Origin of the sequence: Rhodoligotrophos defluvii (assembly GCF_005281615.1) — a bacterium.
Lineage (GTDB): Bacteria > Pseudomonadota > Alphaproteobacteria > Rhizobiales > Im1 > Rhodoligotrophos > Rhodoligotrophos defluvii.
The window spans coordinates 1,698,049-1,718,624 of the sequence record NZ_SZZM01000001.1 but is presented as its reverse complement, the minus strand read 5'-3'; the positions used below and the strand labels follow the sequence as shown (position 1 = coordinate 1,718,624).

At 64.5% G+C, this 20,576-nt stretch carries 17 protein-coding genes; 9 read left to right on the top strand and 8 right to left on the bottom strand.

The window, feature by feature from the left end; all coding sequences use genetic code 11:
- Positions 1-39: 39 nt before the first annotated feature.
- The 3 genes from E4P09_RS08185 to E4P09_RS08175 all read left to right on the top strand — a co-directional run bounded on the left by E4P09_RS08185 (position 40) and on the right by E4P09_RS08175 (position 2,156).
- A complete protein-coding gene (locus tag E4P09_RS08185; RefSeq protein ID WP_137388999.1) occupies positions 40-951 on the top strand; it encodes a LysR substrate-binding domain-containing protein in 912 nt (303 codons plus the stop codon).
- Positions 952-1,007: 56 nt separating this feature from the next.
- Complete coding sequence (locus tag E4P09_RS08180; RefSeq protein ID WP_137388998.1) at positions 1,008-1,649, top strand: phosphoribosyltransferase; 642 nt, start codon at positions 1,008-1,010, stop codon at positions 1,647-1,649.
- A 66-nt stretch (positions 1,650-1,715) separates the two neighbouring features.
- Positions 1,716-2,156, top strand: a complete 441-nt coding sequence (locus E4P09_RS08175; protein WP_137388997.1) for a DUF3775 domain-containing protein — start codon at positions 1,716-1,718, stop codon at positions 2,154-2,156.
- A gap of 13 nt (positions 2,157-2,169) precedes the next feature.
- On the opposite strand, the gene E4P09_RS08170 is transcribed toward E4P09_RS08175, so the two are convergent.
- From E4P09_RS08170 to E4P09_RS08155, 4 genes are all read right to left on the bottom strand, one after another.
- Positions 2,170-4,215, bottom strand: coding sequence for an NAD(+) synthase (locus E4P09_RS08170; RefSeq protein ID WP_137388996.1), 2,046 nt, complete (start codon positions 4,213-4,215; stop codon positions 2,170-2,172).
- 104 nt (positions 4,216-4,319) lie between these two features.
- Entirely contained in the window at positions 4,320-5,924 is a 1,605-nt protein-coding gene (locus E4P09_RS08165; RefSeq protein WP_137388995.1) for an AMP-binding protein, read from the bottom strand.
- On the bottom strand, positions 5,924-7,654 hold the full coding sequence (locus tag E4P09_RS08160; RefSeq protein ID WP_137388994.1) for an AMP-binding protein: 1,731 nt from the start codon (positions 7,652-7,654) through the stop codon (positions 5,924-5,926). The genes E4P09_RS08165 and E4P09_RS08160 overlap by 1 nt, the downstream gene beginning before the upstream one ends.
- Positions 7,655-7,709: 55 nt before the next feature.
- Complete coding sequence (locus tag E4P09_RS08155) at positions 7,710-11,063, bottom strand: acetyl-CoA carboxylase family protein (RefSeq protein ID WP_137388993.1); 3,354 nt, start codon at positions 11,061-11,063, stop codon at positions 7,710-7,712.
- Between the two features lie 142 nt (positions 11,064-11,205).
- Between E4P09_RS08155 and E4P09_RS08150 the strand changes: the two genes are divergently transcribed.
- Complete coding sequence (locus E4P09_RS08150) at positions 11,206-11,757, top strand: MarR family winged helix-turn-helix transcriptional regulator (RefSeq protein WP_137388992.1); 552 nt, start codon at positions 11,206-11,208, stop codon at positions 11,755-11,757.
- 18 nt (positions 11,758-11,775) lie between these two features.
- On the opposite strand, the gene E4P09_RS08145 is transcribed toward E4P09_RS08150, so the two are convergent.
- Positions 11,776-12,990, bottom strand: a complete 1,215-nt coding sequence (locus E4P09_RS08145; protein WP_137388991.1) for an ABC transporter substrate-binding protein — start codon at positions 12,988-12,990, stop codon at positions 11,776-11,778.
- Positions 12,991-13,243: 253 nt separating this feature from the next.
- Complete coding sequence (locus E4P09_RS08140) at positions 13,244-13,918, bottom strand: JAB domain-containing protein (RefSeq protein WP_170984295.1); 675 nt, start codon at positions 13,916-13,918, stop codon at positions 13,244-13,246.
- Positions 13,919-14,293: 375 nt separating this feature from the next.
- Between E4P09_RS08140 and E4P09_RS08135 the strand changes: the two genes are divergently transcribed.
- Positions 14,294-14,512 carry a hypothetical protein gene (locus tag E4P09_RS08135; RefSeq protein ID WP_137388989.1) on the top strand — a complete coding sequence of 73 codons (219 nt, stop codon included), beginning with the start codon at positions 14,294-14,296 and terminating at the stop codon, positions 14,510-14,512.
- Between the two features lie 699 nt (positions 14,513-15,211).
- On the opposite strand, the gene E4P09_RS08130 is transcribed toward E4P09_RS08135, so the two are convergent.
- Positions 15,212-15,907, bottom strand: a complete 696-nt coding sequence (locus E4P09_RS08130) for a TetR family transcriptional regulator C-terminal domain-containing protein (protein ID WP_137388988.1) — start codon at positions 15,905-15,907, stop codon at positions 15,212-15,214.
- A 192-nt stretch (positions 15,908-16,099) separates the two neighbouring features.
- Here E4P09_RS08130 and E4P09_RS08125 point away from each other — a divergent pair, with 192 nt between their 5' ends.
- The 4 genes from E4P09_RS08125 (at position 16,100) to E4P09_RS08110 (ending at position 19,403) form a co-directional block, all read left to right on the top strand.
- Positions 16,100-16,891, top strand: a complete 792-nt coding sequence (locus E4P09_RS08125) for an ABC transporter ATP-binding protein (protein ID WP_137389300.1) — start codon at positions 16,100-16,102, stop codon at positions 16,889-16,891.
- A 59-nt stretch (positions 16,892-16,950) separates the two neighbouring features.
- Complete coding sequence (locus tag E4P09_RS08120; RefSeq protein WP_137388987.1) at positions 16,951-17,733, top strand: transporter substrate-binding domain-containing protein; 783 nt, start codon at positions 16,951-16,953, stop codon at positions 17,731-17,733.
- Between the two features lie 110 nt (positions 17,734-17,843).
- Positions 17,844-18,554, top strand: coding sequence for an ABC transporter permease (locus tag E4P09_RS08115; protein ID WP_137388986.1), 711 nt, complete (start codon positions 17,844-17,846; stop codon positions 18,552-18,554).
- A gap of 93 nt (positions 18,555-18,647) precedes the next feature.
- Entirely contained in the window at positions 18,648-19,403 is a 756-nt protein-coding gene (locus E4P09_RS08110; RefSeq protein WP_239025099.1) for an ABC transporter permease, read from the top strand.
- Between the two features lie 17 nt (positions 19,404-19,420).
- Here the strand turns inward: E4P09_RS08110 and E4P09_RS08105 are convergent, their stop codons facing one another.
- Positions 19,421-20,524: a mechanosensitive ion channel family protein gene (locus tag E4P09_RS08105; RefSeq protein WP_137388984.1), complete on the bottom strand. Its 1,104-nt coding sequence runs from the start codon at positions 20,522-20,524 to the stop codon at positions 19,421-19,423.
- Positions 20,525-20,576 lie beyond the last annotated feature (52 nt).

The window sequence follows — 20,576 nt, the reverse complement described above, 5'->3', positions numbered from 1 at the left end:
ATACAAATGAGTTTTTATTGCATTGCATGAGCTGAAGTCATGAGTGGGCGCCCCATGCCATCGCTGACCGCGCTACGCGCCTTCGAAGCGCTCGGCCGGACGTTGAGCTTCACCAAGGCGGCGCAGGAACTGGGCGTGACCCAGGCAGCGGTCAGCCGACAGATCAAGGCCTTGGAGCAAGCACTGTCGGTGACGCTCGTGGCCCGCGGCACCCGCAACCGGCTGACAGATGCCGGCGAGATCCTGTTCGCCGGCCTCTATCGCGCCTTCGAGACCATCGAGGATTCCGTGGGCCGCATCACCGGCAGCGGCTCTCGCGAGATCCTGAATGTCAGCGTGGCCCCCTTCTTTTCTGCCCATTGGCTCACGCCGCGGCTCATGTCGTTCTATGGTCAACACCCCGGCATCGAGCTGCGCTTGCACCATTCCTACCACCCGGCCGATCACAAGCGGGAGGGGATCGAAATCGGCATCAACTGGGGCGCCGGCAACTGGGCCGGGGTGGTGAAGGAAAAGGTGCTGGATGGAGCGCTCACCGTCGTCCTCAGCCCAGAACTGGCGCGAAGATTGGCGCCGCTCACCCATCCGGCGCAACTCATGTCACAGCTGCTGCTCTACGAATTCGATATTGCCCATTGGAAGGCCTGGTGCGAGGCGGCCGGGATCGCCTGGGCGCCCGACGTCCGTAGCCTGAGGCTCAACGATTCGCACGCATTGCGGCGCGCGGCGCTGGACGGGCACGGCGTTGCCCTGTTCTTCACCGCACTGGCGCAGGACGATATTGCGGCCGGGCGGCTGGTGCAGCCATTCCCGGTTTCGGTTCATGTGGGCTACGACTATTTCCTCAATTATGCGGAAGACGCGGAGTTGAGCCGCAAGGCGAAGATGTTCCGCCGGTGGATCCTCACCGAGCTCGAGCTGGCCGGCGCGGGGCGCACGGAACGCCAGTGACCGCCAGCGCGTTTGACCTCAGTCAGGCTGTGGCGCTGGCAGGAGAGGAAGCGGCGATGATCTTTCACGACAGGTCGGAGGCGGGCCGCCGGCTTTCCGTTGCTTTGCAGAACTACCGCGATGCCCGGCCGGTGGTTCTTGCCCTGCCGCGCGGCGGCGTGCCAGTTGCGGCCGAAATCGCGGCCGCGCTCGATGCGCCGCTGGACCTGATCCTGGTGCGCAAGATCGGCACGCCGGGACAGCCGGAACTCGCCATGGGCGCGGTGGTCGATGGGGCGGCGCTCACGGTCGTGCGCAACGAGGAGGTGATCGGGCTGACCGGCATCCAGCCGGATGCCTTCGAAGCCGCCTGCCAGCGCGAGATGGCCGAGATCGAACGGCGGCGCCAGCGCTATTTCGGCGGGGCAGCGCGCCCCGACATCGCCGGGCGCGTCGCCATCGTGGTGGACGACGGGATCGCCACCGGCGCCACCGTCAAGGCCGCCTTGCGCGCGACACGCAAGCGAAAGCCGCAGACCCTGGTGCTTGCCGTGCCGGTCGCCCCGGCCGAGGCCATCGACGAGCTGCGCGGCGAGGCGGATGAGGTGCTGTGCCTGGAAATGCCGCACCTGTTCGACGCGGTTGGCCGGTTTTACCGGGATTTCCGCCAGGTTTCGGACGAAGAGGTCACGGCGGCACTCGCGCGGTTTCGCCTATAACCCGTGATTCGGGAGCCCAATGCCCACAGCGACGTTGTCGTGACAGGCGAAATGTGGAGCGCGAGGATGACGAAGATCCGCAATATCGAAGAGGGCGACACCCAGCTCACAATTCCGGTGGAGAAGGTTTGCTTTTTCATCGTGAAGGCCAGGCAGTTCGACGCCAAAGACGTGGTAACGGTGTCGGACCGCGCCTCGAACCCGTCCGACGACCGCTATGCCATGGTGCTCGAGGATCACGGGAATGATCCAGTTCTGGAGGAGATGGTCGGCCTGGTGCAGAGCCTTTCCGAGGACGAACGGATCGATCTGGTCGCGCTCATGTGGCTGGGCCGCGACGGTGCCTCGGCCGCTGACTGGCCGTCGATCCGGCAGCAGGCGGCCGATGAGCATGGCCCCACAACCGCCCGCTATCTCTGCGGCACGCCCCTGCTGGCGGATTACCTGGCCGACGGCCTGTCCATGCTCGGCTATTCCTGCGCCGACTACGAGGCCGACCACCTGTGAGGCTTGCGCGAGCTCACCCGTCGGGCACGTTGGCGGCGAGCTCCTCCAGCCACACCTTGGCCTGCCCGTCGGACGGCGCGCGCCAATCGCCCCGCGGCGAGAGGGAGCCGCCGGAGGTGATCTTCGGCCCGTTGGGCAAGGTGGAGCGCTTGAACTGGTTGGCGAAGAAGCGGCGGATGAATACGTCGAGCCAGTGCTTGATCTCGGCGAGCGAATAGGCGCGCCGATCCGCCTTCGGCAGATCCGCCGGCCAGACGCCCCGCTCCGCATCGCTCCAAGCATGGTGCGACAGGAACGCGATCTTCGAGGGGCGGTAGCCGTAGCGGGTGAGGTAAAACAGGTTGAAGTCCTGCAACGCGTAGGGCCCGACCACCTGCTGGGTCGACTGGATGGTCTGGCCGGGGGTGGCCGGCACCAGCTCCGGCGAGATCTCCGTGGCGAGAATGGCATGGAGCACCTGCGCCGTTTCCTTGCTCACGTCACCCGAGCCGGCGACGAAGCGGATCAGGTGCTGGATCAGGGTCTTGGCCACCGTGGCGTTCACGTTGTAATGGGCCATGTGATCGCCTACCCCGAAGGTGCACCAGCCCAGCGCCAGCTCTGAGAGATCACCGGTGCCCACCACCAGCCCGCCCACCTTGTTGGCGAGCCGGAACAGGTAGTCCGTGCGCAGGCCAGCCTGCACATTCTCGAAGGTCACGTCGTAGACCGGCTCGCCCCTGGCGAAGGGGTGGCCCAGATCGGCCAGCATCTGCCGCGCGGCAGGCCGGATGTCGATCTCCTCGCCGGTGACGCCCAGCGCGCGGATCAGCGCCCAGGCATTGGCCTTGGTCTCGTCGGAGGTGGCAAAGCCCGGCAGGGTATAGGCGAACACGTCCTTGGGGCTGCGGCCCAGCTGCTCCATGGCCCGCACGGCGACGATCAGCGCCTGGGTCGAATCGAGCCCGCCCGACACGCCGATGACGGGATGAGCCAAGCCGGTGGCGGCGAGGCGCTTGGCCAGGCCCTGCACCTGGATGTTGTAGGCCTCGTAGCAGTCCTCGCGCAGCCGGGCGGGGTTGGCCGGCACGAAGGGGAACCGCTCGACGACGCGCTGCAGCGGCACCGACTTGCTCGGAACATCCAGCGTGAAGGGCACGGTACGGAAGTCGGGCCCATGAGCTGCTTCGGCCTGCGCGCAGTCGCCGAAGCTGTTCATGCGCATCCGCTCCTGGCGCAGGCGGCCGAGGTCGATATCGGCGGTCGCACGCACGGAGCCGCGCGGGAACCGCTGCGTCTCGGCCAGCAGGTCGCCATATTCGAATATGGCCGCATGACCATCCCAGGCGAGGTCCGTGGTCGATTCACCCGGGCCGGCTGCCGAATAGGCGTAAGCGGCGATCGTGCGGGCGGAATGGCTGGCGCAGAGCAGGCGGCGCGTGTCAGCCTTGCCGATGGTGATGTTGCTGGCGGAAAGGTTCAGCAGCACCTCCGCGCCCGCCATGGCGGCGCGGGTCGAGGGCGGCAGCGGCACCCAGATGTCTTCGCAGATCTCCACGTGGAAGGTGAAGGGCAGACCGCCGGTGGACCGGAACAGGAGATCGACCCCGAAGGGAATCTCGCGGCCGCCAATCGCAATCTGCGTGCCCGTGACGCCCGCCCCGGAGGTGAAGTAGCGCCGCTCGTAGAACTCGCGGTAGTTCGGCAGGTAGGTCTTCGGCACCGCCCCCAGCATCTGCCCGCGGTGAATGACCACGGCTGCGTTGTAGAGGCGCCCCTGGCGGCGCAGCGGCGCGCCCAACACCAGCACGGGGTAGAGCGTGCGCGAGGCCTCGGCGATCCGCACAAGGCTCGCCTCGACCGCATCCAACAGCGCGTCCTGGAAGAACAGCTCGTCAATGGCATAGGACGAGATGCCGAGCTCCGGAAATAGCATGAGCGCGGTTCCGTCCGCGTCCCCATCTTTGGCGAGCGCCAGGGTCTCGTCGGCCGCAAATTGCGGGTCGGCCACCTCCGCGCGCGGCACGCAGGAGGCGATGCGCATGAACTCGTGGCTGTAGAGGGAAAAGAAATCTGCCATCGCGTGACCTGCCAAGCGTGCCGCAGCACAACGGCCTCAGACATGCGGCCGGCTGCGGGCCGGGTCAAGTGCCGGCAAGGGCGAGGCTTACCAAACCGGCAAAGTCAGGCCTGCCGCTTGATCTTGATGCCGGCCGCTTCCCTATCCCAAGTATCGGATGTCAGCCCGGCCTCGCGCAGGAGGTGCTTCTGCACTTTCTGGGTGGGGGTCTTCGGCAGCTCATCCAGGATGCGGATGTAGCGTGGCAGCATGAAATGGGGCATGCGCGGCTGCAGGAACCGGAGCAGCTCCAGCGGATCGAGCGTGCGGCCCGGCACCGGCGCCACGACGGCGAGCACCTCGTCTTCGGAGAAGGTGCTGGGCACCGGCACCACGGCGCATTCCCGGATATCGGGATGGGCGACGATCTCCGCCTCCACCTCGAAGGACGAGATGTTCTCGCCGCGGCGGCGGATCGCATCCTTCATGCGGTCGACGAAGAAATAGTTGCCATCCTCATCGTTGCGGAAGCCGTCGCCGGTGTGGAACCAGCCGTTGCGCCAGGCCTGGGCCGTGGCTTCCGGTTCGCGAAAATAGCCGGAATTGAGGGCCCAGGGGGCATCGGTCCTGAGGATCAGCTCGCCCACCTGGCCCACCGGCACCTCGGCATCGTTCTCGTCCACCAGGCGGATGTCGACGCCCCGACGGATCTTGCCGCAGCTGCCGAGCACGTTCGGGTTCGGCTCCGACACGATAGGCACGCTGATCTCGGTCATGTTGAACAGCGTCCAGACCGTGACGCCGAAGCGGTCGGCAAAGTCCTTCCAGTCATCCGCCAGAGGGATCATGATCACCTTCTTGAGCGGGTGCGACCGGTCGTCCGGCGAGGGCGGCAGGGTCATGACGAAGCGGGCCATCACGCCGAGCAGGATCACCACCGTCGTTTCGGTCGCATCCACCGCCGGCCAGAAATCGTTCGTGGAGAAAGCCTCCACCAGAGCCACGGAACCGCCGCGGTTCATCATGCCGGCAATGGGCACGGTACCGCCTACATGGAACAGCGGCAGGTTGCACATGAACCGGTCCTCCCCGGTAACCATGTAGAAGCCCTGGGTACCGCTCATATGATAGAGATGCGCATAGGTGCTCATCACGCCCTTCGAGGGGCCGGTGGTGCCCGAGGTGTAGATGATGGACTGCAGGTCCCACGGCTCGATCGGGCGCTGCAGCGGCGGGAGGGCGGCCGGGTCGCCATCCAGCACGCTGGCGGGCTTGACCGCGAGCGGCTTGTTCAGCGGGGCGGCCTCGCCGAAGCACACCACCGTCTCCAGCGCACTGGTGTCGATATCATTCAGCCGGCCGATATAGTCGCCGCGCGCGATCAGCACCTTGGCAGCGGCATTGCGGATGACGTGAGCGAGCAGGTTGCCGCGATAGGCAATATTGATGGGCACATAGACGGCGCCCAGGAGGTTGATGGCGAACCACACCCGCACGATGTCTACGCCATTGGGCATCCACACCACCACCGTGTCGCCCTGGGTCACGCCCAGCTGCGCCAGGCCCGAAGCCATGCGCCGGGCATCATCGAGCAGGGCGCCATAGGTGAATTCCCGCCCGTCCGGCATCTTGATGAATACCCGGTGCGGGTGCTCGGCGGCGCGGCGCTCCAGCACATAGCGCAAGACGCAGTCCTCGCGCCGCGGGATACGGGGGTCGCGGTGCTCCATCACAAGAGATCCTTGAGCTCGTGCTTCTTCACCTTGCCGGTGGGCGTCATCGGCAGCTGGCCGATGATCCGCACCTCCGGCACCTTGTAGGCGGAGAGCCGCTCGCGGCAGAAGGCGGCGATGTCGTCCGGCGTGACCTCATGCGCCTTGTCCGGGCTCACGACGATGAAGGCCACGGGCACCTCGCCGCGCTCGGGATCCTCGCGCCCGATGACGCCGCTGCCCAGCACCGCCGGGTGCTGGCCCAGCACGGCCTCGATCTCGGCGGGGAAGATGCTCATGCCCTTGAGCTTCAGCATCTCCTTGCGACGGCCGAGGAAGTAGATGAAGCCTTCCTCGCTGATCATGCCGATGTCGCCGGTGCGCAACCACCCATCGACGATGCTGTTCGCGGTCTCTTCCGGCTTGTTGAGATAGGCGAGCAGGCGCGAGGGCGTCTTCACGCACAGCTCGCCCTCTTCCCCGAGCCGCACCAGCCGGTCGCTGCCGAATTCCAGGATCTTGAACTCGGTGCCGGGCACCGGCAGGCCGATGAAGATCTGCCGCCCGTTGAGGTCGAAGTCGCCGTCCTGCAGCCCGCGGGTGGTGGCGTCGAAGGAATGGGTCTCGGTCATGCCCCAGGCGGCTTCGCGCAGCACCGTGCCGGCAATCTCCTCCCATTGCCGGCGGAAGGTTACGTTCAGCTTCTTCACGAACGAGACGACCAGCACCGTCTTGAGGGCGCGCAAGCTCCCCTGCCTGGCGCGCGGGTGCGCCATCAGCTCGACCGCATTGTCGACCAGCATGAACACGCAGGAGACCTTGTGACGCTCCAGCGCCACGAAGAACGCGTCCGGGTCCCAGCGGGCGAGCAGCACGCAGGTGGACCCGGTCATCACGGTGGCGAGGATGCCGACATCCTCGCCCGCCACCCAGAACAGCGGCCAGAAATTGATCAGCACATCATCGGCCGTGATATCGGCGCTGATCGAAGTGATGACCGCGGCGGTATAGAGCATGTTGCGCTGCGTATGCATGCAGCCCTTGGGAAAGCCGGTGGTGCCGCCGGTATAATTGAGCGCGGCCAGCACATCGAGGTCGGCCGGTGGCAACGGCGCGCCATCGCCTTCCGCCTCAATCACCCTCATCAGGTCCTGGGCTTCCGGGTAGGGCACGCGCGGCTGGGTGAGGCTCGCCGGCAGCGGCGCCACCGGTTCCTCGGGCAGAAAGTCCTGCGATGCGGTGACCAGGATGTGCTCGGGCCGCTCGTTCTCCGCCAGCTTGTTCACGGTGGCCAACAGTTGATCGTGGGTGACGAGGAAGGAGGCTTGCGAGTCCTTCAGCTCATAGGCCAGCTCCGGGGCCGTGAACATCGGGCTGACTGGCACATGCACACAGCCCGCCTTCAGGATGCCGAAGAACACGATGTAGAATTGCGGGCAATTGGGGAGGAACACGGCCACCCGGTCGCCCGGCTCGAGGCCACGGTTGCGCAGCATGGCGGCGAAGCGGTCGCTCAGCCGGTCGAGCTCCCCATAGCTCAGCTCGCGGCCGTAGAAGACGACCACGGGCTTGTCCGGCGTGCGGGCGGCCCATGCGCGCAGATATTCCGTGAGCGGAATCTCGCCCAGGGGATAGCGCGGCTCCCGCGGCACCTCGGCCGGCCAGCGCTGCTGCCACAGCGCCCGCAGGTGCCGCAAGTAGTCTTCTTCACCCGCAAAGGTCACAGGGCTGCCGGCGGTCTGTGCCATTGTCTCGTCCTCCCGAATGCGTGTCCTTCCCGCTTTTCTTCTTGGGCAGCTTTGTTCACCACGTATCCAGCAATTGGCCGTTGCCGAGCGGCTTGCCGCGGCGCGGCGGCAGGGCTTTCAGGCCGCGCACGAGCCAGCGGCGCGTCTCGGCCGGGTCGATCACATTGTCCACTTCCAGCATGGTCGCGGCGTTCAGCGCCTTGTTCTTCTCGTATTCCTCGGCAACCTTCCGTTCGAACCAGGCCCGCCGCTCGGCGGGGTCGGCAATGGCTTCGAGCTCGCGCCGATAGCCGAGCTTGACGCTGCCTTCGATGCCCATGGCGCCGAATTCCGCCGTGGGCCAGGCCAGGGTGAATACGGAGGCATGGGTCGAGCCCGCCGCCATGGCCAGGGCGCCCAGGCCATAGCCCTTGCGCAGCACCACGGTGAAATAGGGAACCTTGACCCGCGCGCCGGCCACGAACATGCGCGAGCAGTGGCGCACATGGGCGGTTTTCTCCACCTCCGGCCCCACCATCATCCCCGGCGTGTCGCAGAGGGCGAGAACGGGGATGTCGAAGGCATCGCACAGCTGGATGAAGCGGGCAGCCTTGTCGGCCGCGTCCGCATCGATGGCTCCGCCCAGATGCTGGGAATTGTTGGCGATGATGCCGATCGGCCGGCCTTCGATGCGGGTGAGCGCGGTGACCATGGCCCGGCCGAAGCCGCGGCGCAGCTCCAGCACGCTGTCCCGGTCGGCCAGGGTGGCGATCAGCGCGCGGATATCATAGGCGCGCAGTCGGTTCTCCGGTACGGCGTGGCGCAGCAGGCGCTGGTCCGCGCAATCCCATTCGGAAACCGGGCCCTGGAAATAGGAGAGGTAGGCCTTGGCGGCCTTCACCGCCTCCGCCTCGTCCTCGACGGGAATATCGACGACCCCGTTCGGCACCTGCACGCTCATGGGGCCGACAACTTCGGGCGGGAACACGCCGAGGCCGCCGCCTTCGATCATGGCGGGGCCGCCCATGCCCAGAGTGGTGTTCCTGGTGGCGATGATGACGTTGCAGGCGCCGAGCAGCGCGGCATTACCGGCAAAGCAGCGGCCGGACACGATGCCGATGGTCGGCACCTTGCCGCTCAGCGCGCCGAAATCGCGGAAGGTGGGGGTATGGAGCACCGCTGGCGATGGCCAATCATCGCCCGGCCGGCCGCCGCCCCCTTCCGCAAACAGCACGACCGGCATGGACCAGCGGTCGGCGAGCTCCAGGATGCGGTCGGTCTTGTGGTGGTTCATGATCCCCTGGGTGCCCGCAAACACGGTGTAGTCATAGCCCATGACAGCGCAGCGGGCCCGCTCGTCATCGAACAGCTTGCCGTTGACGGTGCCGAGCCCAGTCACCATCCCGTCGGCCGGGCTCATGGCCAGAAGCTGCTCGAAGCTGCGGCGCGAGCTCTGGGCGGCTATCGCGAGCCCGCCATATTCGATGAAGCTACCCTCGTCGCACAGATCGGCGATGTTCTCGCGCACGGTCCGCTGGCCGGTCTTGCGCCGCCGCGCCACCGCATCGGGGCGAGCCGCGTCCATGAGCATGGCTTGCCGCGCGAGCACCTGGGCCAGGTCGCCACGGATCTCATCCAGATCCACGGACTGCTCGTCCGGGCCGTCCGCCCCACCCGCTTCGCCCTCTTCGATGGACAGGAGCGGCTCGCCTTCGAACACCGTGTCGCCTTCCGTGACATGGAGCCAGCGCACCGTGCCCGCCACTTCGGCGGTGACGAGATGCTCCATCTTCATGGCTTCCATCACGGCCACCGTCTGGCCCTTGGCCACGGCACTGCCCGGTTCCACGGCCAGCTTGATGATGGTGCCCTGCAGGGGGGCGGCCTGGAGATAGCCGTGATCGTCGGCAACCGCGGAGACCAGGGCCGCGACCGCGGTGCCATTGCTGGTGGCGCTGAACAGGGCGAGGGGGTCCACCTCGTCGCGCAGGTTCCTGCGCTCCGCCGTTGCGCTGCGATGGCTCTTGGCGGGCGCCTCGGCCGCAGCCGGCATGGCCGCGACGAGCTCGCCGATGCGCTCTTCGAGGAAGGTGGTGTGCAGGTTGTTGCTGCGGAAATCGGGATGGTCGAGCAGAGCCTGCAGCAGCGGGATATTGGTGCCGACGCCGGTCACGCGGAATTCCTTCAGCGCCCGCTGCGCCCGGCGCACCGCATCGGCATAGGCGCTGCTGGGCGAATGGACGATGAGCTTGGCCAGCAGTGAATCGTAAAGGGTGGAGGTGCGGTAGCCGGCATAGCCGAAGCCGTCGATGCGGATGCCCGGACCGGTGGGCAGCTCATAGGCCTTGATCGTGCCGCTCGAAGGCGCGGTGCGACCCTGGCTGTCGAGCCGCTCCATGTTGATGCGCAGCTGGATGGCATGACCGCGCGGCGCGAGGCTCTCGCCGGGCGCGAAGCCCAGCTCCGCCAGGGAGCGCCCCTCGGCCAGCCTGATCTGGGTTGCGACCAGGTCGATGCCGAACACCTCCTCGGTCACCGTATGCTCGACCTGCAGGCGCGGATTGACCTCGGTGAAGGCGAAACGGGCGCCATCGTCCGAGACGAGGAATTCGACCGTGCCCAGCCCTTCGTACGAGACGGCCTTGCCGAGGGCGATGGCGGCCTGGCACAGCCGCTCCCGCATTTCGGGGCGCAAGGTAGGGCTCGGTGCGATCTCCACCACCTTCTGATGCCGCCGCTGCACGGTGCATTCGCGCTCGCCGAAATGAACGATTTCGCGGCCATCACCGGCGATCTGCACTTCGATATGGCGGGCGCGCGACAGATAGCGCTCGATATAGACGCCGTCCTGCCCGAAGGACATCAGCGCTTCCGACCGGCACTGCTCATAAGCTTCGTCCAGCGCCTCGGCCGAGCGCACGATGCGGATGCCACGGCCGCCGCCGCCGGCCACCGCCTTGATGATGGCCATCTCGCCCGGCTGAAGGCTGGCGAAGAAGCGGCGCGCGTCTTCCAGGCTGGTCGGTCCTTCGGTGCCATCCAGCATCGGGATGCCGCAGGAGCGGGCGAGCTGCCGCGCCGCCGCCTTATCGCCGAACAGCTCCAGCACCTGGGGCCGCGGCCCGACGAAGACGAGGCCGCTCTCCCGCACTTTGCGGGCGAAGGCGGGATTTTCACTCAGGAAGCCATAGCCAGGATGCACCGCATCGCAGCCGCTGGAGACGGCCGCCGCCACGAGCGCGTCGATATCGAGATAGGCGGAGGCCCCGCGGCCGGGAAGCTGCATCGCCAGCTCGGCATTGCGCACATGCAGGGAGGCCGCATCATCAGCAGGATGGGCGGCAACGTACGGGATGCCAAGATCGGCGGCCGCCCGCGCAATCCGCAATGCGATTTCACCACGATTTGCTATGAATAGCTTCGAGATCATTGCCGCTGGCCATGGGCCTTTTCAGAGAGAGGATCTGAGGCATGAGGTGACACGACATGCCATTCGAACCGGTAGACCCTACCACCGCCGGCAAAATTATGTAAATAGGTTGATTGAATATGGAGCCACGAGCAAGGCCTTGATGAACAAGAAAGCGAAGGTGGCGCCAAGCGCCGAACCGGTCGACCGTCATTCGGCCAACGAGCTGAACAACAGGCTGTTCTTCCGGCTGATCCAGGCCGGCAACATCTATCACCGTCAAGCCATGCGGGAGCTGCGCATTACCGGCGTGCAGGGCGCGGTGCTCGGCGCGCTCTCGCAGGATCTCGAACACGGCATGCCGTTTTCGAAGCTCGCGGACTATATGGGCGTGAGCCGGCAGAACCTCGATGCGGTGCTGAAGCGGCTCGAGCGCATGGACCTGGTGGAGCGGGTGGAGAAGCCGGAGGACCGCCGGGTCCGCCTGGTCCGACTGACGCCCGCCGGCCTGCACTATTGGAACGACCTGTTCAAGTACGCGCTCATCTTCTACGAGCAGGCAGCCAGCGGCCTTACCCACCAGGAGAAGATGCTGTTCCTCGACCTGATCAGCCGGATCGCGCGCGGCCTTCGCTCGGTCGACCTGTCGTCGTTCAACCCGGTGTATCCGCCCTCGCCACGGAAGCGCCGGAGCCCCAAGGCATCCGGCGCTTGAGGGCTCAAACGGGTCGGATTACTTCTTCAGCAGCTTGCAATCGCTCTCAGCCACGGGCACGAACACCTCTTCACCAGGCACGCTGCGCACCAGCTTGAGGAGATCGTCCTTGTCGGCCATCTCTTCCGGCGCCTTCACCTCGGCATAATAGAGCTGGCGCATCAGGCGGCCATCCTCGCGGATCATGGCGCCCTTCGTGAAGAAGTCCTCAACCGGCATGGACTTCATCTTGGCCAGCACCGCGGCCGTATCCTTCGTTCCCGCAGCCTTGACCGCCTTCAGATAATGGGTGACCGCGCTGTAGATGTTGGCCTGCGGGTCGCTGGGCATGCGCCCGGTCTTCTCGAGAAAGCGATCCTTCCAGGCCTTGGTCTCGTCGCTGGCGGTCCAGTGGAAGCTCAGCACCACCGGCATGCCCTTGGTGACGTCATTGCCAAGCACATAGACATCCTGAGGCGTGAGGGAAAAGGGCACGAACCGCTGGCCGGCCGCGGCGATCTGAAACTCATTGGCCTGCTTGATCGAGTTGATCATGTCGGCACCGCCGCCGATGAACCCGATATTCTTGGCGCCCGAGGCCTGCGCCTGCAGCAGGAAGGAGCTGAAATCCTTGGTGCCCAGCGGGAAGCGGGCGCTGCCCAGCACCTTGCCGCCGGCCGCTTCCACCGCCTTGCTGGCGTCGCGCTCGATGCTGTGGCCGGCCGTGTAATCCACAGTGATGAAGTACCAGGTGGAAGCCTCCGCGGTCGATGCGCCCTTCACCGTAAGGTTCGCAACCGCATAGCCGTCATTGGCCCATTGCATGCCATGGCTGGAGCAGTTCTTGCCGCTGATGTCCCGGCTGCTGGCCATGGAAACGACCAGGATCTTGTCCTTCTCCTCGGCCACCGATTGCACGGCGAGCGCCACGCCCGAGCTGTAGATGTCGAAGATCGCATCCACATGCTCATTGTCGAACCAGCGGCGGGCGATCGCGGAGCCGTTATCCGGCTTATGCTGATGGTCGGCAAAGACCAGCTCGATGGGCTTGCCCAAGACCTCGCCACCGAAATCCTCGATCGCCATCTGTGCGGCGGCGACCGACCCGGCCCCGGTAATGTCCGAGTACACGCTCGACTGGTCGTTGAGAATGCCGATCTTCACGCCCTCTTGGGCAAAGGCCGGCTGGCCGACACCAGCCACAAGGCCGAGCGCCAACGCACACGCGCCTGCAAACCGCGCAATACGGCTCATGCGATCCTCCCTCGATCGATAACGTCTGCTGTTCTTTGAGACCTGGCGACCACCGCAGCGGCCGCGTCATTCGGGCGGAGCATTCCATCAGCGCGATTTTTTGTCAATGGATTGACGTATTTTCCCACGATTGGCGGGCGCCATGCTCATCAAGAGCCTGCCCCGATGCCAACGGAGCGACACCCTGGGAACATAAGCACCCGCGTCGTACCCACGCTTTGGGACTGTCAGGGACTTGGGCTGGAGGCAGCCCCTAGAGCACGCCGAGTTGCTGAAAGCTGGTCACAAGACCGCGTGCGACAATCACGTGATCGAGGACGCTAATGCCCAGAGGCTTGAGGCACTTCACCACGTCCTGCGTGAGCTGAACGTCGCGTTGTGATGGCGCAGGATCGCCACAGGGGCGATTTTGGGCGAGAACGATCGCCGACGAGCCGAAATGAAGCGAGCGATGCGCGATCGTCTTATGGTAATCGCCAATGTCGTGTTCTTGCCGGGTTGGAAGCGCTTCATCAGCCATAAGCGTGAATCGCGTGTTGAAGCAGAGAAGATGAAATCGCTCCTGCTGTTCCGAAGCCAGCCTTGTTCTGCAATATTCGATAATCTCGCTATGGCGCTTTATCGCCCTGCCGTTTTCGAGCTTGGCGCGCGAGACGCGGCAGCACACCTCCAGCATGAACCGAATTTCACGACAGACCGCCTCCACCACCGGCGAAGAAATCGGGAGTTTCTCACAATCCCAAAGCGCTATGCCGAGGCGCTTGTGCTTCTCCAAAATCCATTCCGCCGCCGCAAAGGCATCGCCCTCCGGAACGGCGCGCGCCACAATATATTCCCACAATTCCTTGTCAGATATGCCTTCCGTGGCGATTTCAGACGGCAGCGAACAAGCCCTCTTCTTGAGGGCTCCCACTCTCTCAGCTTGCATGATTTGCGCTCCCCCGAGACACAAGATCAGTGTTTGTGCTTTATCCCGATTATTTGAGCGCATGTCATCATGCGGTGTCAATTATACACCTGAAGAGAATAGCCACTTAGCGAAAAAATCTTAGAATGTTTCCGCCAGTCAGCAGAATTATGCGCATACGGATAAAAATAATTCTAAATTCACGAGCACGATGAATTTGTATCCACACTGACAATATAGATCAGTCCGCCCGCGGGCCGACTCACATGTTGTGGAAAACTCAAACTTCTTGAATCAACCGCAATGAAAAGCATCGCGAGAGAACCCATTTCTCCTGGACGGCCGAAACCTTACTATGTTAACTGACAGTGTATAATTTTAAAGGGAAAAGGGGTAATGGGCCTCGAACGCACGAGCCAAGCTAGTCGGCATTTTCAGCATCACCAGGTGTCTTGCGTTGAAGGGGAGAACGGCGATCAGGTGGTTTTTTTCGCCTTCTCCGACCTGAACGGCGCTGAAAAAATTTTGTCTTGCGACACAGACGAAGCATTCCGCTTGTTCACGGATCTTGGCCGTGTGCTGGCCTATGCGGAACAACGCGCGCTCGAGACTTGAGCTGAAGGCTGTCAGGGACTCGGCATCGGTTGTTCCAAGCCGCGGTTTTGAAGATCGATCCAACTCCTCAAGAACTCGCTGTCGAACCGAAGGCCGCAGCGAGTTGTTTTTCCTTTAATCCGTTGTTTGAGCATAGTCTTTTCCGAAAGCCGGTCTCCACCTTTCGCTTCGTGGACTTCCGGTTCGGGAGCAAGCTTTAGCAGCATCATAGACATATCGGGATCTCACGGGTCGGTTCCACATTCCAGACGTCGAGGGACGCTTATGGAAAGGACACACAATGGCTCGGAAAGACAAACTCGAGATCGACCTTGCCGAAATCACGGGAACAGATATTCGAGATTCCGGCGAGACGTGCCTCGTCTCCGCGCGGGTCCAGAAAGGACCAGAACTCGTGCTCGCCATGCCGACCCCCTGTGCTCGAGGCGGCAATTCCCCGCCTGCTGGCGCTGGTCGATGATGCACATCTCGCAGGCGAGAAGTATGCCGAGCCTCCCTATTCAGAGGTCGTCCGTGTAGAGCCTGCAATCGAGGATGTTTCCCGACTGGCTCTGGAATTCCAGCTGCGCGGCAATGCCCGACTGAGAGTGCGCCTGCCACCGAACGGCCACCACCAGCTACTCGAGGCGGTCCGGTATTTTCGACACATGAAAGCGACCTTCAGGTCCCAGGCACATTGACGGGCTGGACATCGTCCATCTACTCGCCCGCCACCGCCCGCAGCCGCTGCGGCTCAACCAGCTTCTCGCGCAGCGATAGGCCGAGCACCGCTTCCGCCGCCTCGATGCCGATCGCGGCGAGCGCATCGCCCTGGAACAGCTCGCTCGCCAGACACCCTTCGAGCCACAGGCCATCGATGATGGCATTGAGCTTGATCGCGTAGCGGCGGCACAAGTCCGGGCTGCTTGCCCTGCCCGCCTCCCGCAGCACGTCGCCCAGCATCGCCTCGAATTCCCGGCAATAGCCGAGATAGCCCTCCCGGTGGATCTCGGCCATGGTCACATCCACGTGGATGCGGCTGATGAAGCTCGCCCACAAGGTCAGCCGCCTGATGTCCAGAACCGGCTCGGTGAGATTGGCTTCGATGAAGATCCGCAGCCGGTCGCGCGGGCTCTGGGCGGCGCTTGCTGCCGACCGCGCCATGACGATCATCTCCTGCATCGTCACGCGGTAGGCTTCGTAGATCATCTGATCCTTGCAGGCGAAGTAATGGCGGATCAGCCCGTTGGTCACGCCGGCCCGCACCGCCACTTCGCGCACGGTTGCCGCCTGGAGCCCCTTTTCCGCCACGCAATCCAATGTTGCGCGAATCAGATCCTGCTTGCGGACGTGCTGCTCCACCCGGCGAAACCGCCGCCGCGTGGTGTGGGAGCCTGCGGGATCTGGCTTAGGCATTGCGGTTCTCCACCGGCCGCCGGATGGTTCGCCTAATTATGCAGTTGAATAACCCATTCTCAAGTGCATTATAGATCGAGCCTGGCGGCGCCTGGGGTGCGAGCATTGACAAGAAACAAGGCCCGCCGGGGAAGACAAGGAGCGCCACAACCGCGTGGCGGATAGTTGTTGAGCCGACGAGCCGAGGGAATATTGCGCGCGGACCCGCTTGCAACCAAGAGCGTTCCTGCCGTCGAGATCATCGATGTCCACAAGTATTTCGGCCCCTTGGAAGTCCTCAAGGGCGTATCCTTGGCCGCGCATGACGGTGATGTGATCGCCATCATCGGTGCAAGCGGCTCCGGCAAGTCGACCCTGCTCCGCTGCATCAACATGCTGGAGGTGCCAACCTCCGGGATCGTGAAGATCCGCGGCGAAGAGATCGCGACCAAGCCCGATGGGCATGGGGGGCAAACGATCGCCGACCGCCGGCAGGTCCAGCGCATGCGCACGCGCCTCGGCATGGTGTTCCAGAACTTCAACTTGTGGCAGCACCGTACGCTGCGCGAGAATGTCATCGAGGTCCCCGTGCACGTGCTGGGCGTGCCCAAGGCAGAGGCCATCGAAACCGCCAACGCGCTGCTGGAGCGGGTTGGCCTCTATGACAAGCGCGACGTCTATCCGGCCTTCCTGTCGGGCGGCCAGCAGCAGCGCGCGGCCATTGCGCGCGCGCTGGCCATCAAGCCGGATGTCATGCTGTTCGACGAGCCGACTTCGGCGCTCGACCCGGAGCTGGTGGGCGAAGTGCTCACGGTAATCGGCGACCTGGTGCGTGAGGGGCGCACCATGATCCTGGTGACGCACGAGATGAAGTTCGCCCGCGAGGTCGCGAGCCGCATCGTGTTCCTGCACAACGGCATCGTGGAAGAAGACGGTGATCCCGAGACAGTGTTCACCGCGCCGAAGTCCGAGCGGCTGGTCAGATTCCTGAGTTCCGTCCGGTGAAGTGTCGAGAGTTGGGATGGAAATCCTGTCACGTTAAGCAGAACAAGAGGGCTCAAAAAATGAAGGGATTGCTTGCGAAACTTGCTGTTGCGGCCTTGGCCATCACCCTGGGCGCGGGCGCCGCTGCCGCGCAGACGCAGACGGTGAAAGTGGGCGTTGCGGCCGAGCCGTATCCGCCGTTCTCCGAGCCGGATGCGGCCGGTAACTGGAAGGGCTGGGAGATCGACTTCATGAACGCGATGTGCGAGGCGGCCGAGCTCAAATGCGAGCTGACACCGGTGGCATGGGACGGCATCATTCCCGCGTTGACCTCGAAGCGCATCGACATGATCATCTCGTCCATGTCGATCACGCCCGAGCGGATGAAGACGATCGACTTCTCCGACAAGTATTATAACACGCTGCCCATGGTCGCCGGCGCGAAGTCGGAGAAATTCGACGCCACACCGGAGGGGCTGAAGGGCAAGGTGCTGGGGGTCCAGGTCTCGACCATTCACGAGAACTATGCCAAGAAGCACTTCAAGGACGCGGAAATCAAGATTTACCAGACTCAGGATGAAGCCAATCAGGACCTGGTCGCCGGCCGCATCGATGCCATCCAGGCCGACAGCATCGCGGTGGAAGCGTTCTTGGAGACGCCTGAGGCCCAGGCCTGCTGCGAGTCGAAGGGGCAGGTCGCCCAGGATCTGGAGGTGCTCGGCCCGGGTGTTGGCGTGGGTCTGCGCAAGGGCGACGACGAGCTGAAGGCCAAGGTGAACGCGGCGATCGCCGAGATCCGCAAGAACGGCAAGTATGACGAGTTCTCGAAGAAGTATTTTGATTTCGACATCTATGGTGGCTGAGGCTCACGAGACGTATAGGGCTGGGGCGCCGCGTCAGCTATGATGCGGCCGCCCCCCGGCCTTCTGGCTGACAGGCGGGCAAGCCGGGCGCGCCGGACCGGAGAACGCTCATGATCCAATGGGAGCTGCTGGCGCTCTCACCGCCCGGATGGGGCGGCCTGCTGCTGCAGGGCCTGCTGACCTCGATGAAGATCGCCGGCGGCGGCTATCTTCTCGGCTTGCTGCTCGGCATAGGGGGCGCGTTCGGCAAGCTCTATGGCGGGCCGATCACACGCGACCTCATGGAGTGCTACACCACCATCGTCCGGGCGGTGCCGGAGCTGGTGTTGATCCTGATCATCTATTACGCGGGAACCGACCTGCTGAACCGGCTGCTGACAAGCATCGGCCTCGGCGCCATGGACATCAACGGCCTCGCCGCCGGCATCATGGTGATCGGGATCGTGCAGGGCGCCTATTCGACAGAAGTGCTGCGCGGGGCGATCAAGGCCATACCCCACGGCGAGATCGAGGCGGCGCGCGCCTTCGGCATGTCGCCCCTGCTGACGCTGCGACGGGTGACCTTGCCGGCCATGCTGCCCCACGCCATTCCCGGGCTCTCCAACCTTTGGCTCATCGCCACCAAGGATACCGCCCTGCTCGCCGTCATCGGCTTCACCGAGCTCACACTGGCGACCCGCCAGGCCGGCGGCACGACCAAGGCCTATTTCCTGTTCTTCTGTGCGGCGGGCGTGCTCTATCTGCTCATAACGCTCATCTCGAACGTGATCTTCGGACTGGCCGAGCGGCGCGCCCGCCGCGGCCTGCCGAGCTTTCGCTAGGGTGCCATGTCCTTCGAGACGCTCGACAACGCTGCCGCTGCAAAAGCACTCACCCGGCCGGGCCAGCCGGCAACCGGGTTGCGCGCGCTCCTGATGCCGCACCGCATCCTGCTGATCCTGCTGGCGGCGGCCTTGGTGGCTTATCTCGCGCTCACCATGCGGTGGGACTGGCTGCCGGAGTATTCCTCCGCTTTGCTCGTCGGCGTCTGGCACACCCTGTTGCTGCTGTTCTCGAGCGCGCTGCTCGGCTTCCTCCTGGCGGTGCCGCTCGGGCTCGTTCAGGTCACCGGCCCTGCGCCCTTGTCCTGGCTCGCCCGGGGCTTCTGCACGGTGATCCGCGGGACGCCACTGCTCCTGCAGATTTGGCTCATCTATTACGGCGTGGGCTCGCTGTTTCCCCAGATTCCGGAGATCCGCGAGTCGTTCCTCTGGCCCTACCTGCGTCAGGCCTGGCCCTATGGGCTCTTTGCCCTGACCCTCTCCTTCGCCGGCTATGAGGGCGAGGTGATGCGCGGGGCCTTTGCCGGCGTACCCCGGGGCGAATTGGAAGCGGCGCGGGCGTTCGGCATGGGCCGGTTCACGATGCTGCGGCGCATCTGGCTACCGCGGGCCGTGCAGCGCGCCTTGCCGACCCTGAACGGCGAAATGGTGCTGCAACTCAAATCGACCCCGCTGGTTGCCACCATCACAGTGATCGACGTCTACGCGGTGGTGGCCCGCATCCGCCAGGACACGTTCCTGGTCTACGAGCCGCTGCTGTTCCTCGCCCTCGTCTATATGTGCCTGACCGGGATCCTGGTGGTGGCGTTCCGCTATTTCGAGCGCCGCATTCCCACGCGGAGTGCCTGAGATCACCCGGTGCGAGGTCAGTGAAGGTCAGGAGCAGGCGGCCGGTCGCTGACGAGATCCATCCTGACCCGCGGCAGGGCGTTGGGGTATTGCTTCTGCAGGAAGCCGATCATCTTCTCCCGGACGTAGCACCGGAGCTCGAACGCCTTGCCGGCATTCTCCGCGCTCACCAGGATGCGAATCTCCATGGTGTTCTCCTTGAGATCGGTGACCTGCAGGTTGACCACCCGTCCATCCCAGAGCGGGGTCTCCCGCACGATCCGCTCCAGCTCCTGCCTGAGCTCCGGCACGGGCACGGTGAAATCGGTGTAGAGGAAGGCGCTACCGATGATCTCAGAGCCCTCGTGCGTCCAGTTCTGGAAAGGCTTTTCCATGAAATAGCTCAGGGGCACGATCAGCCGGCGCCAGTCCCATAGGCGGACGACCACATAGGTCGAGCGGATCTCCTCCACGTTGCCCCATTCGTTCTCCACCAGCAGCGCATCGTCGATGCGGATGGGCTGGGTGAGGGCCAGCTGCACGCCCGCCACCAGGTTCTTGAGGATCGGCTGCAAGGCGAGGCCGACCACGATACCGGCCGCCCCCGCGGAGGCGAGCAGGCTCACCCCATATTGCCGAACGCCCTCGAAGGTCATGAGGGCGGCTGAGATGGTGACGAGCACGATCAGCATCGCCGCCACCCGCTGCAGAATACGCGTCTGGGTGACATGTTTCCGCGCCAACAGGTTGTCGGTCGAATCGAGCTTGAAGCGGCGCAGGTGGAGGACCGTCCAGATGTGGAGCGCGGTCAGCGCGATCCAGCCGAGCAGCACGATGATGCCCACCAGCATGATCTGCTGAAGCACACCTGCGCCGTCCCTGGACAAGGGCGCGACGCTTGCCGCCAGGACGATGCCGATCATGAGAAAGGCGAGACGGGTGGGCCCTCGCGTCCGCGACACCACCGACCGCTTGAACAGGCTCGCGTTCCGCAGGTGGCGCATCACCAGCCGGAAGACCAGTTCGTGCACCCACCAGGCGACCAGCGCTCCGAGCACGAGCAGCACAACGCTGGCGAACCACGGCGGCAGCCAGGTCAGCTGCCGCTGAATGGTCTCGATGATCGGCGAAATGTCGTTCATGCACACCTCCGCTGTCCGTCAAAACGCGGGATGCGCGTCGGTTCCGCGAGGC